At 67.5% G+C, this 15497-nt stretch carries 14 protein-coding genes; 7 read left to right on the top strand and 7 right to left on the bottom strand.

All coding sequences use genetic code 11. The features are described 5' to 3' along the window. Positions 1-10 precede the first annotated feature (10 nt). Positions 11-1162, bottom strand: coding sequence for a glutamate--cysteine ligase (locus ASPU41_RS00470; protein WP_069949242.1), 1152 nt, complete (start codon positions 1160-1162; stop codon positions 11-13). A gap of 250 nt (positions 1163-1412) precedes the next feature. Here ASPU41_RS00470 and ASPU41_RS00465 point away from each other — a divergent pair, with 250 nt between their 5' ends. Then, positions 1413-2210: a shikimate 5-dehydrogenase gene (locus ASPU41_RS00465; RefSeq protein WP_069952383.1), complete on the top strand. Its 798-nt coding sequence runs from the start codon at positions 1413-1415 to the stop codon at positions 2208-2210. A gap of 34 nt (positions 2211-2244) precedes the next feature. Here ASPU41_RS00465 and ASPU41_RS00460 read toward each other — a convergent pair whose 3' ends face one another. Continuing rightward, positions 2245-3486, bottom strand: a complete 1242-nt coding sequence (locus ASPU41_RS00460; protein WP_069949241.1) for a class I SAM-dependent methyltransferase — start codon at positions 3484-3486, stop codon at positions 2245-2247. Between the two features lie 57 nt (positions 3487-3543). On the opposite strand from ASPU41_RS00460, the gene ASPU41_RS00455 reads away from it, so the two are divergent. The 3 genes from ASPU41_RS00455 to groL all read left to right on the top strand — a co-directional run bounded on the left by ASPU41_RS00455 (position 3544) and on the right by groL (position 6176). Continuing rightward, complete coding sequence (locus ASPU41_RS00455) at positions 3544-3975, top strand: hypothetical protein (protein WP_231941125.1); 432 nt, start codon at positions 3544-3546, stop codon at positions 3973-3975. 216 nt (positions 3976-4191) lie between these two features. Further along, entirely contained in the window at positions 4192-4488 is a 297-nt protein-coding gene (gene groES, locus ASPU41_RS00450; protein ID WP_069949240.1) for a co-chaperone GroES, read from the top strand. A 77-nt stretch (positions 4489-4565) separates the two neighbouring features. After that, positions 4566-6176, top strand: coding sequence for a chaperonin GroEL (gene groL / locus ASPU41_RS00445; protein WP_069949239.1), 1611 nt, complete (start codon positions 4566-4568; stop codon positions 6174-6176). 116 nt (positions 6177-6292) lie between these two features. Here the strand turns inward: groL and ASPU41_RS00440 are convergent, their stop codons facing one another. Then, positions 6293-7261, bottom strand: a complete 969-nt coding sequence (locus ASPU41_RS00440) for a DUF389 domain-containing protein (protein WP_069949238.1) — start codon at positions 7259-7261, stop codon at positions 6293-6295. Positions 7262-7304: 43 nt separating this feature from the next. Continuing rightward, entirely contained in the window at positions 7305-8003 is a 699-nt protein-coding gene (locus tag ASPU41_RS00435; protein WP_069949237.1) for a hypothetical protein, read from the bottom strand. 127 nt (positions 8004-8130) lie between these two features. Here ASPU41_RS00435 and ASPU41_RS00430 point away from each other — a divergent pair, with 127 nt between their 5' ends. The 3 genes from ASPU41_RS00430 (at position 8131) to ASPU41_RS00420 (ending at position 13757) form a co-directional block, all read left to right on the top strand. Further along, positions 8131-10194 (top strand): acyltransferase family protein, encoded by a 2064-nt coding sequence (locus tag ASPU41_RS00430; RefSeq protein ID WP_069952381.1) that lies wholly within the window; start codon positions 8131-8133, stop codon positions 10192-10194. Between the two features lie 179 nt (positions 10195-10373). Next, positions 10374-11885: an IMP dehydrogenase gene (guaB, locus tag ASPU41_RS00425; RefSeq protein ID WP_069949236.1), complete on the top strand. Its 1512-nt coding sequence runs from the start codon at positions 10374-10376 to the stop codon at positions 11883-11885. A gap of 30 nt (positions 11886-11915) precedes the next feature. Continuing rightward, positions 11916-13757 carry an ABC transporter ATP-binding protein gene (locus ASPU41_RS00420; protein ID WP_069949235.1) on the top strand — a complete coding sequence of 614 codons (1842 nt, stop codon included), beginning with the start codon at positions 11916-11918 and terminating at the stop codon, positions 13755-13757. Positions 13758-13782: 25 nt separating this feature from the next. Here the strand turns inward: ASPU41_RS00420 and ASPU41_RS00415 are convergent, their stop codons facing one another. Genes ASPU41_RS00415 through ASPU41_RS00405 form a run of 3 tightly spaced genes read right to left on the bottom strand, consistent with a single transcriptional unit; the run spans position 13783 to position 15493 of the window. Then, complete coding sequence (locus ASPU41_RS00415) at positions 13783-14268, bottom strand: hypothetical protein (protein WP_197515720.1); 486 nt, start codon at positions 14266-14268, stop codon at positions 13783-13785. 17 nt (positions 14269-14285) lie between these two features. Beyond that, entirely contained in the window at positions 14286-14828 is a 543-nt protein-coding gene (locus ASPU41_RS00410; RefSeq protein ID WP_069949233.1) for a hypothetical protein, read from the bottom strand. Further along, positions 14825-15493: a hypothetical protein gene (locus tag ASPU41_RS00405; RefSeq protein WP_069949232.1), complete on the bottom strand. Its 669-nt coding sequence runs from the start codon at positions 15491-15493 to the stop codon at positions 14825-14827. The genes ASPU41_RS00410 and ASPU41_RS00405 overlap by 4 nt, the downstream gene beginning before the upstream one ends. Positions 15494-15497: the final 4 nt, after the last annotated feature.

The following is a 15497-nucleotide window of genomic DNA, read 5'->3' as shown; positions in this document are numbered from 1 at the left end:
GGCGCCGTGCCTAGGCTTCGGGGCCCTTGCGCATCTGCTGGACCAGATCCAGGACGACGGCGCGCAGGTCGCCGCCGTGCTCCGCCGCCACACGCCGCTGCCGCTGGTACCCGGCGCCGCGCTCGATGATCTTCAGGACATCGGCCAGTTCGGCGGCGCAGCCCAGTTTGACGGCGACCGGTTCCAGCCGCGCGACCGTCTCGCGGATGTGATCGGTGACGAGCTGTTCGTTGCCTGCGGCGTCGAGGATGATGATGGCGTCCAGGCCGTAGCGGGCCGCACGCCATTTGTTTTCCTGCACATGCCAGGGCGGCATGGTGGGGATGGTGCCGCCGTTGTCCAGCGTCGTGGAGAACTCATCGACGAGGCACTGCGTCAGGGCGGCGATGGCGCCGACTTCCTCGAGTGTTGCCAGGCCGTCGCAGATGCGCATCTCGATGGTGCCGAAATGGGGGACGGGCCGGATGTCCCAGCGGATTTCGGAGAGCGAGTCGATCACGCCGGTGGTGAACATGTCCTGGGCATAGGACTCGAAGTCCTCCCAGCTGGCGAACTGGAAGGGCAGGCCGGCGGTGGGCAGCTGCTGGAACATCAGCGCGCGCTGGGAGGCGTAGCCGGTGTCCTCGCCGCCCCAGAACGGGCTGGACGCGGAGAGTGCCTGGAACTGCGGGAAGTAGTTCACCAGGCCGTCCAGCACCGGCAGCACCTTGTCCCGGCTGTCCAGGCCCACATGCACGTGCACCCCGTAGATCACCATCTGGCGGCCCCACCACTGCGTGCGGTCAATGAGCTTGGCGTAACGCTCCTTGTCCGTCACCGGCTGGAGCTGCGGGGGACTGAAGGGATGGCTGCCGGCGCAGAAGATCTCGACGCCCATCGGATCGGTGACGTCACGGACGGCGGCGAGGGAGCTGCTCAGGTCCGCCTTGGCCTCGGCCACGGTGTTGCAGATGCCGGTGACAAGCTCCACCGTGTTCAACAGCAGTTCCTGCTTGATGTGCGGGTGCTCGTCGTCCTCGTTCAGTTCGGGATGCCTCGCGGCGACGCCGCGGAGGACCTCCTGGGCCACGGAGGCCAGCTCCCCGGTTTCCGCGTCCACCAGGGCAAGTTCCCATTCCACACCAAGAGTTGATTGCCTGGATGAAGCGAAATCAATCTTCATGTGGTCCCTTCATCGTTGTGCTGTCCGTTTCCATGCCCGGCCGGCAGCGTCACAGGCGGATTCGCCGGACAGTTGGCGAGGCAACGGTGGCTCAAGTCTAGTGCAGGGGCGGCACCGGGCCTGTGGCCGGACGGCGGCGGAAACGTGAAAGTGTTCACAAAAGTCTCCGGACGACAGCGCCGCGTCCGGCCGCGCGGCGGCCGGGGCCGGCCTGGCGTTTAATGGAGTGGTGCCCATCCTGAATAAAGACATGACCCTCTGCATCTCGCTCTCGGCCCGGCCGAGCAACAACGGGACGCGTTTCCACAACCACCTGTACGACCAGCTCGGCCTGAACTGGATCTACAAGGCCTTCGCCCCCACCGATCTGGCGCAGGCGATCGCCGGCGTGCGGGGCCTCGGAATCCGCGGCTGCGCCGTGTCGATGCCGTACAAGGAGGAGGTCATTGCGCTCGTGGATGTAATGGACCCGTCCGCGAAAGCCATCGACTCGGTCAACACCATCGTCAACGACGGCGGCACGCTCACCGCCCACAACACCGACTACACCGCGATCGAGCAGCTGCTGCAGCGCAATGCCGTGCCCGCCTCGTACTCGGTGCTGCTGAAAGGCGCCGGCGGCATGGCAAAGGCCACCGCCGCGGCCCTGCGCGACGCCGGGTTCCGGGACGTCACCGTGATCGCGCGCAACGAGGAGGCCGGGCGGGCGCTCGTCGGGCTCTACGGGTTCGCCTGGCGCGCCGACGTCGGTTCCCTGACGGCCGACATGATCATCAATGTCACGCCCGTCGGGATGGCAGGCGGGCCGGACGCCGGCTCGCTGTCCTTCCCGCAGGAGGCGGTGGATGCCGCGAAGGTGGTGTTCGACGTCGTCGCGCTGCCGGCCGAGACCCCGCTGATCAAGGCCGCCCGGGCGGCCGGCAAGACTGTGATCACGGGTGCGGAGGTGGCGACCATCCAGGCACTGGAGCAGTTTGTGCTGTACACCGGGATCCGGCCCACCGACGAGCAGGTCCGGGCAGCCGAGGACTTCATGCGGGCCCAGTAGCCTGCCGGAAATCCGGGAATCCGGCCGCCCGAACTCAGACCGGTTCCACCGAGATGGCCACCCGCTCCTCGCCGATCCTGGTGAGGACCAGGGTGGCCGTCTTCTTGCCGTTCTTGCTGCCGCCGGTCTTCCCTCCGGTCTTCCCTCCCGGGAGGAGCTGTTTGCGCAGCTCCTCCGGAGTGACCGAGGTGCCGCGCTTCTTGATATCCAGCACGCCGATGCCCTGGTCCTTGACCCAGGCCTTGAGCGCCTTGACGTTGTAGGGCATCACGTCCAGGACCCTGTAGGCCCGGGCAAAGGGGGTGTCCCGCAGTTCCGGGGCGCAGATGTAGGCGATGTGCTCGTCCACCAGGTGCCCGCCCAGCTGGAGCGCGACGTCGGCCACCAGCCCGGCGCGGATGACGGCACCGTCGGGTTCGTAAAGGTAACCCTCGACCGGCCCGACCGGGGCGACCGGGCCGCCGTCGAAGTCCTCGGCGCTGCTGAGCTCCGCCGCGCCCGCGGGGCCGAGCAGAAGGGCCGCCCGCCGGACCCCGGGACGCCGGACCGCATTGAACCACAGCGCCACTTCGGTGACGTCCCCGCCCACCGAAACCCACTGGGCTTCGCAGTCCTTGGGAACCGAATCGTGGGGCATGCCCGGGCCCATCTTTACCCCTACCGCCAGGCCGTCGCCGGCGAGGGCCTCGACGAAGGACAGCGGCGGGGAGAAGTCCTCCGGATCCCAAAGCCGCTTCGTTCCCGAGGTGGAGGTGGTCCGTCGCGCCGGGTCCAGCCAGACGCCGTCGATCCCGTCGAGGGCAAACGTCGTCGCATCGGAGTGGACCACTGTGGCGTTCCGGAACGGGATCAGGTTCATCGTGGCGCAGGCAGCCGTCGTCTCGTCCATTTCCACGGCCGTGACCTGGATGTCCAGCGAGGCCAGTGCCATGGCGTCGGCGCCGAGGCCGCAGCCAAGATCAGCCACATGCTGCACGCCGGCTTCCGCGAAGCGCTGCGCGTGCCTTGCCGCCACGGTGAGCCGGGTGGCCTGCTCCAGACCTGCCTGGGTGAAAATCATCTGACGGGCGAACTCGCCGAACTTGGCTTCGGCCTTGGTCCTCAGCCGCGACTGGGTGAGCACGGCGGAGACGAGCTCGGGGGAGTGGCCGGCCTTCCGGAGGGAGGCGTTGAGACGGAACGCGTCGTCCTCCCGGTACGGGCCAAGTGACGCCAGCAGCTCCCAGCCCTTGGGGTTGAGCAGCGGGGCAATCTGGTCCTGCGGTGTGTCAGCCATGGAATCAAGCCTAGTTCAGCGCGTGCCGGGAGCCGTCCGCCCGATAAGGTGGTCGGCATGGATGACAGCGGCACGGCAAAGAGCTTCACGGACGAAAGCTACCCGGAAGACGGCGCCGCAGACCGGGACGCCGGGGGCGGCCGTCCCGCCCGCCAGGGACTGGCCCGCTACGCCCGGCCGGCACTGATCGCCGGCGGCGTCATCGCCGTCGTCTGCGTGGCCCTCCTGGTGATCATCTTCCTCCTGGACTCCTTCAACGCCACCGTCTATTCCGTCGGCGGCAAGGCCGTCACGGACGCCACCGACGAGGCGAAAGCCATCCGCGAGAGCTACGCCGCGGTCCGAATCGGCGGCATCGTATTCCTGGCCCTTGGAACTGCCCTGGCCGCGGCGGGAGCGCTGGTGCTGTACCGGCACCGGAACGAGCCGGACCCCGATGGCGCGGACAACGGTGAAGACGTCGACTTCGAGGACCTCGGCGGACGCTAGCCGGGCCGCGGAGCGTTCACCGGGAACGTAATTCTGGCACTCGCCTTGACCGAGTGCTAACTCCTTACATAGAGTCGTCATTAGCACTCTCCCTAGGAGGGTGCTAACACCTGAAGCTTTATCAGCCAGGCTGCTGCCGGCACCGCGACGACGGTCTGTACGCCTTGGCCCCACAGCTTTAATGTCCACGAATTTGCTGACGAAAAGGAGAGGTCATTGTCGGTCTCTATTAAGCCTCTTGAGGATCGTATTGTTGTCCGCCCGCTCGAAGCCGAGCAGACCACGGCTTCCGGCCTGGTTATCCCGGACTCCGCGCAGGAAAAGCCGCAGGAAGGCGAAGTTGTTGCAGTAGGCCCCGGCCGCTTTGACGACAACGGCAACCGCGTTCCGATCGACGTCACCATCGGCGACGTCGTGATCTACTCCAAGTACGGCGGAACTGAAGTCAAGACCGGCGGCACCGAGTACCTCGTGCTCTCCGCCCGCGACGTCCTGGCGATCGTCGTAAAGTAACTCTCTTGGACCCCGCGCCGCCGATCCTTCTTTGACGGGTCAGTTGCGCGGGGTTCTGTCTTTGAAAGGACAAAACCATGGCAAAGCAGCTTGCGTTTAATGACGCTGCCCGCCGGTCGCTTGAAGCCGGCATCGATAAGCTCGCCAACACGGTCAAGGTGACGCTTGGCCCCCGCGGCCGCAACGTCGTGCTGGACAAGAAGTGGGGCGCCCCCACGATCACCAACGATGGTGTCACCATCGCCCGTGAAGTAGAGCTGGACGACCCGTTCGAGAACCTTGGCGCGCAGCTTGCCAAGGAGGTCGCCACCAAGACCAACGATGTTGCCGGTGACGGCACCACCACGGCCACCGTGCTGGCGCAGGCTCTGGTCAAGGAAGGCCTCCGCAATGTTGCGGCCGGCGCCGCCCCGGGCCAGATCAAGCGCGGCATCGAGGTCTCGGTTGAGGCCATCGCCGCCCGCCTGCTCGAAAACGCCCGCCCGGTCGAAGGCGACCAGGTCGCCAACGTCGCTGCGATCTCCGCGCAGAGCGACGAGATCGGCGAGCTCCTGGCCGAGGCATTCGGCAAGGTCGGCAAGGATGGTGTGATCACCATCGAGGAATCCTCCACCACGCAGACCGAACTGGTCCTCACCGAGGGCATGCAGTTCGACAAGGGCTACCTGTCCCCGTACTTCGTCACCGACGCGGAACGCCAGGAAGCAGTCCTCGAAGACGCGCTGATCCTGATCAACCAGGGCAAGATTTCGTCCGTCCAGGACTTCCTGCCGCTGCTGGAAAAGGCGCTGCAGAGCTCCAAGCCGCTCTTCATCATCGCCGAGGACGTCGACGGGGAGGCACTCTCCACGCTGATCGTCAACCGCATCCGCGGCACCCTGAACGTCGTTGCCGTCAAGGCGCCGGGCTTCGGTGACCGCCGCAAGGCCATGCTGCAGGACATCGCCACCCTCACAGGCGCACAGGTTGTCTCCCCGGAACTGGGCCTCAGCCTGGACACGGTCGGCCTTGAGGTGCTGGGCACCGCCCGGCGCATCACCGTCACCAAGGACAACACCACCATCGTTGACGGTGCCGGTTCGGCAGAGGACGTCGCAGCCCGGGTTTCCCAGCTGCGCGCCGAGCTGACCCGCACCGATTCCGACTGGGACAAGGAAAAGCTGCAGGAACGCCTGGCCAAGCTGGCCGGCGGCATCGGCGTGATCAAGGTTGGCGCTGCCACCGAGGTCGAGCTGAAGGAAAAGAAGCACCGCATCGAGGACGCCGTGTCCTCGACCCGCGCTGCCCTTGAAGAAGGCATCGTTGCCGGCGGCGGCGCCGCCCTCATCCACGCCCTCAAGGCGCTCGATGAGGACCCTGCCGTCCAGGCCCTCGAAGGTGACGCGGCTGCTGCTGTCGGCATCGTCCGCCGGGCACTGACCCAGCCGCTGCGCTGGATCGCCCAGAACGCCGGCTTTGACGGCTACGTCGTCGTCGCCAAGGTGGCCGAATCCGCCAACAACCAGGGCTTCAACGCCAAGACCGGTGAATACGAAGACCTGATCGCCGCCGGCGTCATCGACCCCGTGAAGGTGACGCGTGCGGCCCTCCGCAACGCGGCGTCAATCGCGGCGCTGGTGCTCACCACGGAAACCCTCGTGGTCGAGAAGCCCGCCGAGGAAGACCAGCACGCAGGACACCAGCACTAAGGTTCACCCGCGGCGCCTTCGCCGGCGCCGCAGCTTCACCAGGACCGGCTAAACGAAAGACCGGACCAGCACCAGCTGGTCCGGTCTTTCGTTGCGTGTGGCCTGGTCAGCCCAGGTCAGCCTTGGGAGCGCATGGCCTTCCGCCGCAGCCGCAGGGCGGCGCCGCGCGGAAGACGCTTGGTGACGAGCCGGTAGAAGACCAGCACGGCAGCCGCGGACGCCACGATTCCGATGAGGTTCAGTCCCAGCTGAAGGGCCGAGTCGGCCGCCTTCTGGTACTCGCCCAGGACCAGCGCCACAGCCACAAACCCCGCCGCCGGTACCGTCGTCACGGAGATGAAGACCCCGATCAGCGCAGCGGACCGCCGGCTGATCACGGACAGCATCCCGGCGGTCCCGGCCAGCACGGCAACGATTAGCGAATACGGCCCCGGGTGATAGATGAATTCGACCGCGGATCCGCGGTCCAGCACGTCGGAGGGAAAGAGTCCCAGCGGCACGGACAGCCACGCCGTGAGGGCTGCCGCCAGCATGGCGACGGGGAAGCCGATGCCAAGCGCCAGGGCCGCGCGGCGTCCCAGCTGCCATTGCCGCCGCACCAGTGACACAGCCAGGGCAGCCAGCGGGCCGAATTCCGGTCCCACCGCCATGGCCCCGACAATGGCGATGGTCGAATCCGTGACGATCCCGATGGCCGCCAGCTGGGTTGCGAGAATCAGGAACGCGAGATAGCTCCACGTGAGCCGCGAGTCCTCGCCGGTCTGCCGCGACACCTCGTCCCAGATCACGGCGTCCGCGCCTTCGCCGGGGGCATCGGCGGCGGCCTTGTCCGCCCGGTCGGAGAGCACCAGCTCCGGCATGGTGACCGAGACCGAACCCTGTGCCTGGACATTCAGGGCCTGGAGCTTCTCCACCAGCCGCTCCACTGACTCCCGCGCCAGCAGGACTTGGATGATGTCCCCCGGAGGAAGGATGGAGCCACCAGGCTGACGGGAAACCTCCGCGACCCCAAGCTCGCCCGTGCAGCAGTCCAGCACGGCGGCAGACAACTCTTCCGGGACACAAATGCGCAGCTGTGCGATCACGAGCGGCCTCCTCTGGGTCGTTACAGCGTAACGTCCGGGGCTGTCAGCCCAGGTCGCGGACGTGGCGTCGGCTCCATGCCAGCAGCCACTGCTCCAGTTCCCCGACGGTCCATTCCGGGGCGCCGACCAGCAGCACCTCACGGTCCTCCCGGAAAGCCGAAGCAACGCCGGGCTGTGCCCGGAGTTCGGTGATCATCCGGTCCATCATGCGCGAGTGCTCGTGGGCGAGGTCCTCGCGCAGGCCGACGTCGAAGACCTCGTCGTAGACGTCGACTTCCACCAGCGGTTCCGACGCCGCAGGAGCGGCAACGGCGTCGTTTTCCTCGCCACGGAGCCCGGTGATGACGGTGCCCGCGTAGCTGGAGAACTGGTCCTCGCGCAGGGGGTCCATGCCGCTGCGCAGCCGGTTGGCTATCACCGTGACGAAGACCGGCAGGAAGATCTCCATGTCGGTGTGCGGGCTGGTGAGTACCGGGTGGTTCTGGAGGTGGTAGGCCTTGATCCGGTGGTAGCCCACCTGCCATGCCGCATCCGGCGGCTGAGTCAGGAGCCGGGCGGCGATCCAGCGCCACAGCGGGATCAGGGAAGCCGTGGTGCCGTCGAGCATCGGGTCCGGGTCGAGGCCATGGGCGGTGAGCTCGGCCCGCAGGAGTTGCAGCGCCGCGGGGCGTTCGGCGAGGTACTCCTGCAGGGCTGCGGCGGCCTGGCGCTTGGTCATCCACCGGTAGCTGGTGTCCTTCATGGGGCGTGCTCTACGCGGCCGGCGACGGCACACTGCGGCATCGTGATTCGCCAGAGAAATTACGACTCGGTAACATTGATGCTTTGGAAACCGGCCTGGAGGGTCCTGAGTGTCGAACGAGCGAACCATAGCCGGGCCGCAGGCAACGGATGCGGGGTCGCAAAGGCGCACCAACTCGGGCTACCGCCCCGAGGTCCAGGGTCTCCGCGCCCTCGCGGTCCTCATGGTGGTCACCTACCACGTCTGGCTCGGGCGGGTCTCCGGCGGCGTCGATATCTTCCTGCTGATATCGGCGTTCCTGCTGACCCTCAGCTTCGCCCGCAAGGTCGAGAACGGCAAACCCCTGCGCCTCCTGAACCACTGGCTCCACCTGCTCAAGCGGCTGCTTCCCGCCGTCGTGGTGGTGATCCTCGGCGTACTGGCCGGCACCCGGGTAGTCCTGCCCCAGAGCCGCTGGCCGGACGTGCTGGACCAGGCCTGGGCCTCCCTGCTGTACCGGCAGAACTGGCTCCTGGCGGACTCCGCCGTCGATTACTACGCGCAGGACCATTCCGGCGCCAGCCCGCTGCAGCACTTCTGGTCGCTCTCCATCCAGGGCCAGGTGTTCGTGCTCTGGCCGCTCGTGTTTGCCGGCGCCGCCGTGCTGCTGCGCTTCCTGCGCCGCCGGACCCCCTGGGGCGGCCGGGTGAGCTACGCCGCCCTGCTGGCCGCGGCCTTCGGCGTGATCTTCGTTGTGTCGCTGATTTTTTCCATCGAGCAGACGGCCACCAACCAGACCTACGCCTACTTCGACACCCGCACCCGGCTCTGGGAATTCGCGCTCGGCTCGCTGCTGGCGCTGGCGCTGCCCCACCTCCGGCCCGGCAAAATGCTGCGGGTTGCCCTGGGCTGGGCCGGGCTCGCCGCGATGCTCTCCTGCGGCCTCCTGCTCACCGTTGACCGCTCCCTCCCCGGCTTCATCGCCCTCTGGCCGACGCTGGCCGCGGCGGCGATCATCGTCGCCGGGCAGAGCGGCAGCCCCTTCGGCGTGGACCGCTTCCTGAGTTGGAAGCCGCTGGTGGCCCTCGGGGACAACTCCTACGCCCTGTACCTGTGGCACTGGCCGCTGCTGGTGCTGGGCCTCGCCGCGACGGGCATCACCGCGCCGAACCTGCTCCAGGGCCTGGTGATCGTGGCCGCCTCGATCGTGCTGGCCGTGCTGACCACCCGTTTCGTGGAGAATCCGCTGCGCGAGTGGCACTGGCCGCAGCGTCGCGCCTGGCGCACCGCCGTCGTCATCGCCGCGTGCGGTGTGCTGCTGGCGGGCCCTGTGTCCGTGTGGCAGAGCAGGCTGATGGCAGCCGAGGCCGTGGCCGCGGCACAGCCGAGGGAACTGACCCCCGGCGCGGCCGCCCTGGCGCCCGAGAACGCGGGCAAGCCGACGCCGGACGCGAAGATCATCCCGGCTCCGCTGGCGATGAAGAACGAGTGGGCCGACATCGACGGGCTCTGCACGGACGCGAACGTCCCGTCCGACCCGCTGCTCGCGGGATGCCTGCAGAACAGCCGACCGGACACGGTCACCAAACGCATCGTCGTGCTCGGCGACTCCCACGCCCAGCAGTACATGGCGGCGCTCGGCCCGATCGCCCGCAGCCACGGCTGGGAGGTCGTTGCCCTCCTGAAGGGCAACTGCCGCTTCGGCGGCGAGTCCCCGGACCGGGACTCCGGGTGCAACGCCTTCAACAAGGCGAGCGCCCAGTACGTCATGGACCACAAGCCCGATGCGGTCTTCACCGTCGCCTCGCTGACCCACGTTGACGCGCCCTTCGAAACCGAGGTGCCGCACTACTTGGAGGGCATCCAGCCCTTCACCGAAGCCGGAATCGAAGTGGTGGGCATCCGCGACAACCCGCGCTTCAGCATGAACATGCCCGAGTGCGTCCAGAAGAACGGACCCGAGGCCCCGAAGTGCCAGGTGCCGTTGCAAGAATCCCTGGCCGCCTCCTCACCCCTGGACGCGTACCGGGGGAAGATGCCGGGGCTGTACCTGATGGACCTGAGTGATTTCATCTGCGCCGGCGGAACCTGCCCGGCCGTCGTCGGGAATGTGTACGTCTACAAGGACGACAACCATCTGACCAAAACCTACGTCCAAAGCATGATCCCCATGTTCGAACAGCGCCTGCTGGCAGCCACCGGCTGGACGTGACGCGGCGGCGTCACCCGGCCGGTGCCGTTGCTCACATTAACGGCCCGGAATATGGGGATCGCCGCCAAGGTTCTACTATTTATTCAACACTTCTGCACAGGCCATGCCCGTAATGACGGGCTGGTCATCTGTTGCAACCCCTACCCGTGAAACCCGTAACCAAGGTAAGAGGCGCACTCATGACCCAGCCCGAACACAACCCCTTCGGCTTCATCGGACTGACGTATGACGACGTCCTGCTGCTGCCCGGCCACACGAATGTCATCCCCTCCGAGGCGGACACCTCCTCCCGCATTTCCAAGCGCATCACGGTCCAGACTCCGCTGCTCTCCGCCGCGATGGACACCGTCACCGAGTCGCGGATGGCGATCGCCATGGCCCGCCAGGGTGGCCTCGGCGTCGTGCACCGCAACCTCTCCATCGCCGACCAGGCCGACCAGGTGGACCGGGTCAAGCGCAGCGAATCAGGCATGATCACCAACCCGCTGACCATCGGCCCGGAGGCCACCCTGGCCGAACTGGACGAAATCTGCTCGCATTACCGGGTCTCCGGCCTCCCGGTCGTGGACGAGGGCATGCGGCTGCTGGGTATCGTCACCAACCGCGACACCCGCTTCGTGCCGGAAGCCGACTTCCCGATCCGCCTGGTCAGCGACGTCATGACCAAGATGCCCCTGGTCACGGGCCACGTCGGCATCAGCCGCGAGGAAGCCTCGCACAAGCTCGCGACCAACAAGATCGAAAAGCTCCCGCTCGTTGACGAGCAGGGCCGGCTCAAGGGCCTCATCACCACCAAGGACTTCACCAAGGCCGAGCAGTACCCGCTGGCCACCAAGGACGACGCCGGACGGCTGCGCGTCGGTGCGGCCATCGGGTTCTTCGGTGACGGCTGGGAGCGCGCCATGGCCCTGATCGACGCCGGCGTGGACGCCCTCTTCGTGGACACCGCCAACGGCCACTCCCAGGGTGTCCTGGACATGATCAGCCGGCTGAAGTCCGATCCGGCCGCGGCACACGTGGACATCATCGGCGGCCAGGCCGCCACCCGCGAAGGCGCCCAGGCGCTCATCGACGCCGGCGCCGACGGCATCAAAGTCGGGGTGGGTCCCGGGTCGATCTGCACCACCCGTGTGGTCGCCGGCGTCGGCGTCCCGCAGATCACCGCGATCTACGAATCCGCCAAGGCCGCCATCCCGGCCGGAGTGCCGCTGATCGCCGACGGCGGCCTGCAGTACTCGGGCGACATCGGCAAGGCCCTGGTTGCCGGAGCTGACACCGTCATGCTCGGCTCCCTGCTCGCCGGCTGCGACGAGTCCCCGGGCGACCTGATCTTCGTCAACGGCAAGCAGTTCAAGCTCTACCGCGGCATGGGCTCCCTCGGGGCCATGCAGACCCGTGGCAAGAACACCTCCTACTCCAAGGACCGCTACTTCCAGGCCGACGTCTCCGGCGACGACAAGCTCATCCCGGAAGGCATCGAGGGCCGGGTGGCCTACCGCGGCCCGCTGGCGTCGGTCGCGTACCAGCTGGTCGGCGGACTCCGCCAGACCATGTTCTACACCGGAGCCCCGACCGTGGCCGAGCTCAAGGCCCGCGGGAAGTTCGTCCGGATCACGCCGGCCGGCCTCAAGGAGTCCCACCCGCATGACATCCAGATGACGGTGGAGGCGCCGAACTACGGTTCGCGGTAGCCCGCGCAGTTCCGCAACTAGGCTGGAGGCATGTCCGAACTCCTGCCCGCACGTGCGCCGAAGCGCAAACTGGCGTGGCGGCCCTACGCCCGCGCCGTGGCCCAGGTGCTCCGCGTCAGCTTCCGGGCCTCGCCCGCTGCGGTCGTCATGAAGGTGGCGGGCTCGCTGATCTCCGCGACGCTGCCGCTGGTGACCACGTACTTCGCCGCCCTGACCACCACGGCACTCGCCGCCGCCTACGCGGGGGACGCCGCGGCCGGCCAGCAGGCCATTGTGTATGTCATCATCACGGCGGCGCTCGGGCTGTTCTGGGGCGGCTTCAGCAGCGTGGACCGGTACATCCAGCAGCTGATGAGCTTCAAGGTCGGCGCGATCGTGGGTGACCAGATGTACGAACGGTTCCTGGCCCTGGAATTCTGGCGCTACGACGACAAGGAAACGGTGGACCTGTACGACAGGGCCAAGCGTTTCTCCGATTCCTATGCCCGGGTCCTGGACCGGATCGCCGCCATCTTCACCCAGCTGGTGTCCGTCATCCTGGCCGTCGGCGCGCTGCTGCTGGTCAGCTGGTGGATCGCCGTGATCGTGCTCGTGGCGATCGTGCCCAGCGTCTACCTGCAGTTCAAGCTTTCCCGCGAGCAGATCGCGCACTGGAACACCCAGATCGATTCACGCCGGCAGCGGCGGATGATCGAAACCAACCTCCTGCGGCCCCAGCACATCGCGGAGATGCGCCTCTACGGGATCGTGGGCTACCTGATGGACCTCCGTTCCCGGCTGCGCGACGCCGACGAGCGCCGGCGGCTGGATTTCCAGAAGCGCTACATCCCCAAACAGCTCGCCGCCGACGCCCTGCAGTACGGCGCGGAGGTCGTGTCGCTGATCTGGGTGGTGGGGCAGATCATCGCCCGCGCGCAGCCGGTGGGCCAGTTCCTGTACGTCCAGCAGATCGTCAGCCGGGCGCTGTCCACGGCCAACAGCCTCGTCTCCTCGCTCAGCTCCATCGACGAGGACCTCGCGAACCTCAAGGACTACGAGCTGTTCATGGCGATGCCGGTGCACTCCAGCCACGCCCCGCCGCTGCTGCAGGCGCCCACGACCGTGGAGCTGCGTGACATCCGCTTCACGTACACGGGCAGCGAACTGGAGGTCATCAGGGGCATTTCGATGACCATCCACGAAGGCCAGCACATCGCTATCGTGGGCGAGAACGGCGCCGGCAAATCCACCCTCATCCGGATCCTCGCCGGGCTCTACCGCCCGGGTTCCGGTCAGGTGCTGCTCGACGGCGTCGACCTCGCCGCCGTCGACGTGAAGTCCTGGCACCGGCATCTGGCGGTGCTCAGCCAGGAGTTCCTGAAGTACGAGTTCGCCACCGCGGCGGAGAACATTTACTTCGGCGACGTCGACTCGCAGCGCGACGACGGGCGGATCCGCCGCGCTGCGGCCGACGCCGAAGCCCTGGAGTTCATCAACAAACTGCCCAACGGCCTGGACAACCACGTAAGCAACTGGATGGAGGATCCGCGCGGACGGAAGGGGAGCGGGCTGTCCGGCGGGCAGTGGCAGCGGCTCGCGATGGCGCGGAACTTCTACCGCAACGCCCCGTTCATGGTCATGGACGAGCCGACCTCAGCCATTGATGCCCTCGCGGAGCACCGCATCTTCACCCGGCTTTTCGCCGACCGCAGCAGCACGATCATCGCGATCAGCCACCGCCTGGCCACCATCGAGAAGGCGGATATCGTCTACATGCTCGAGGACGGGCGGATCGTGGAGCAGGGCACCCACAAGGAGCTGGTGGCCCTGCGCGGCCGCTACTTCCGGATGTTCGAGTCCCAGCTCGTCGTGGACGAGGCCGAAGGCGCCTGACCGCGGCGGGGCCGTGCGGCCGTCTTTAGCCGCGGTCCAGCCATCGCGCGTAGAGCCCGGCGCTGTCCAGCATGAACCGCCGGGTGTGGGCCAGGCCCGCGGCCAGGCCCAGCGGCCAGACGGCCAGCATGCCCAGCAGCGGCAGAGTCTCCGGCGAGCCGCCGTCGGGAGTGAACAAGACCAGGGCGCCAACACCCAGGGCGCTGGCGATCAGGATGGTCCGGATCATTCCGGGAGTGATCCGGATTCCCTGGTCCACGCCCGCGATATCCGCAGCGGGCCTGGGCGCTTTGCGGGTGAACCGGGGCCCGACCGTGAGGGCCCAGCCCAGGGTCGAGCCAGCCCCTCCGAGGATTGCCAGGACAACTCCCGTTTCCGGGTTCTGCCCCAGGGCCTGGGCGAGTCCGGCATAAACCGCCCCGGAGACGGCCAGCACCGCGGGGTACCACCAGGCGGAGAACACCCAGGATTTGCGCTGGGCGAAACCCAACGCCGTAGCGTCCGGAGCCACGCCGGTGTCCGGGCCCGTCATGCCGGGCCCGGCGTCTCGGGACCGGCGGCAGTGCGCGCAAGCCACCGCCTGAACAGGTGCTCCCGCTGCGCGTGCAGGCGGCGCGAATAAAGCAGGCCTGCCCCGATCGCGAGCGGCCAGGCCGCCAGCATCGCCAGGACGGGCAGGACCTCCGGCGACATTCCCCTGGGCATGAGGGTCATGAATGCCACCACAATGGCCAGTGTCACGGCCGTTGAGCCGATGGCGACGCCGGGGGCGATCCGGATGGACTGTTCGGTACGGGCAAAATCCGATGCCGGCCTCGGCGGCTTGCGGGTGAAGCGCGGGGCAACGGTCACCAGCCAGCCGACCCCGGAAATGAACAACCCGAGGCCCAAGAGAACAAGGCCGTTCTCCGGACTTTGGCCAGTCGCGGACTCAGCGAGCGCCTGCGCAGCCCCCGGCAACGCGAAGACGATGCCCATCCACCAGGACAAGAAGACCCGGGCGCGGCGGTGCGCATAGCCGAGGGCGAGTTCCGGGGAATCAATCGACGGAGCCGCGGCCGGTCCCGTCATCGCGTAACCGCCAGGGTTTCCCGCACCACGCGACCGGGACGTTCCGATGTTGCGAGGTCCCGCACACTGAGTTGACCCTGATCATCCAGGGGTGCGGCCGCAAGCTGGAACGAGCCACTTTTTTGGGCCTTGAGGTTCGCCACGACGGGGTCGGCAGTACCCCGGTACCGGCGCGACGTGACGATGCCTTCAGCCGCGCCGGCCATCGACGCCGCAGCCTCGTCCACGGTGGACTCGACGAAGTCGAACAGGTCAACGTCATCGCGCAAGGGGATGCAGACGTACTCGCTGAGCGGGCGCAGCAGGATTGCAGCGCGGCCCACGGGGGAGTCGACGACATAGGACGGCGACACTGAATCAGGGCCAATCCTTGTGATGTCGAACCATTGCGAAGATGTGGCGAGGATGCGGGCAAGCACTTGTGCCTGGGCCAGCAGGGTTACCTGCTCCCCGCGGATCTCCACTGCGTCCCGTATGTTCAAGGTGCCAATGCCCGCGCGGACGAGGTCGTGGTCCTCGGGCAGGTCCGCCAACCCAAGGACGCGCCGGGTCAGCGCCGTTCCGGCGCTGCGGTCGAAAGACAGCAGGGCGAGTAGTTCGTGGCTCGTGACCCGGTAGGCGGCCTCGGGCAGGCCCGGCGCGGCCGGCGTCATGGAATCGGGCATCAGT

It is taken from the genome of Arthrobacter sp. U41 (assembly GCF_001750145.1).
GTDB lineage: Bacteria > Actinomycetota > Actinomycetes > Actinomycetales > Micrococcaceae > Arthrobacter.
Note: the sequence above shows the minus strand (reverse complement) of the source record. Positions and strands in the feature narration are given on the sequence as shown.

What these genes read in the sequence shown, in the direction of transcription:
- ASPU41_RS00470 (WP_069949242.1), bottom strand. Translation starts at nt 1,162, where the DNA reads ATGAAGATTGATTTCGCTTCATCCAGGCAATCAACTCTTGGTGTGGAA.
- ASPU41_RS00465 (WP_069952383.1), top strand. Translation starts at nt 1,413, where the DNA reads ATGACCCTCTGCATCTCGCTCTCGGCCCGGCCGAGCAACAACGGGACG.
- ASPU41_RS00460 (WP_069949241.1), bottom strand. Translation starts at nt 3,486, where the DNA reads ATGGCTGACACACCGCAGGACCAGATTGCCCCGCTGCTCAACCCCAAG.
- ASPU41_RS00455 (WP_231941125.1), top strand. Translation starts at nt 3,544, where the DNA reads ATGGATGACAGCGGCACGGCAAAGAGCTTCACGGACGAAAGCTACCCG.
- groL (WP_069949239.1), top strand. Translation starts at nt 4,566, where the DNA reads ATGGCAAAGCAGCTTGCGTTTAATGACGCTGCCCGCCGGTCGCTTGAA.
- ASPU41_RS00435 (WP_069949237.1), bottom strand. Translation starts at nt 8,003, where the DNA reads ATGAAGGACACCAGCTACCGGTGGATGACCAAGCGCCAGGCCGCCGCA.
- guaB (WP_069949236.1), top strand. Translation starts at nt 10,374, where the DNA reads ATGACCCAGCCCGAACACAACCCCTTCGGCTTCATCGGACTGACGTAT.
- ASPU41_RS00420 (WP_069949235.1), top strand. Translation starts at nt 11,916, where the DNA reads ATGTCCGAACTCCTGCCCGCACGTGCGCCGAAGCGCAAACTGGCGTGG.
- ASPU41_RS00410 (WP_069949233.1), bottom strand. Translation starts at nt 14,828, where the DNA reads ATGACGGGACCGGCCGCGGCTCCGTCGATTGATTCCCCGGAACTCGCC.
- ASPU41_RS00405 (WP_069949232.1), bottom strand. Translation starts at nt 15,493, where the DNA reads ATGCCCGATTCCATGACGCCGGCCGCGCCGGGCCTGCCCGAGGCCGCC.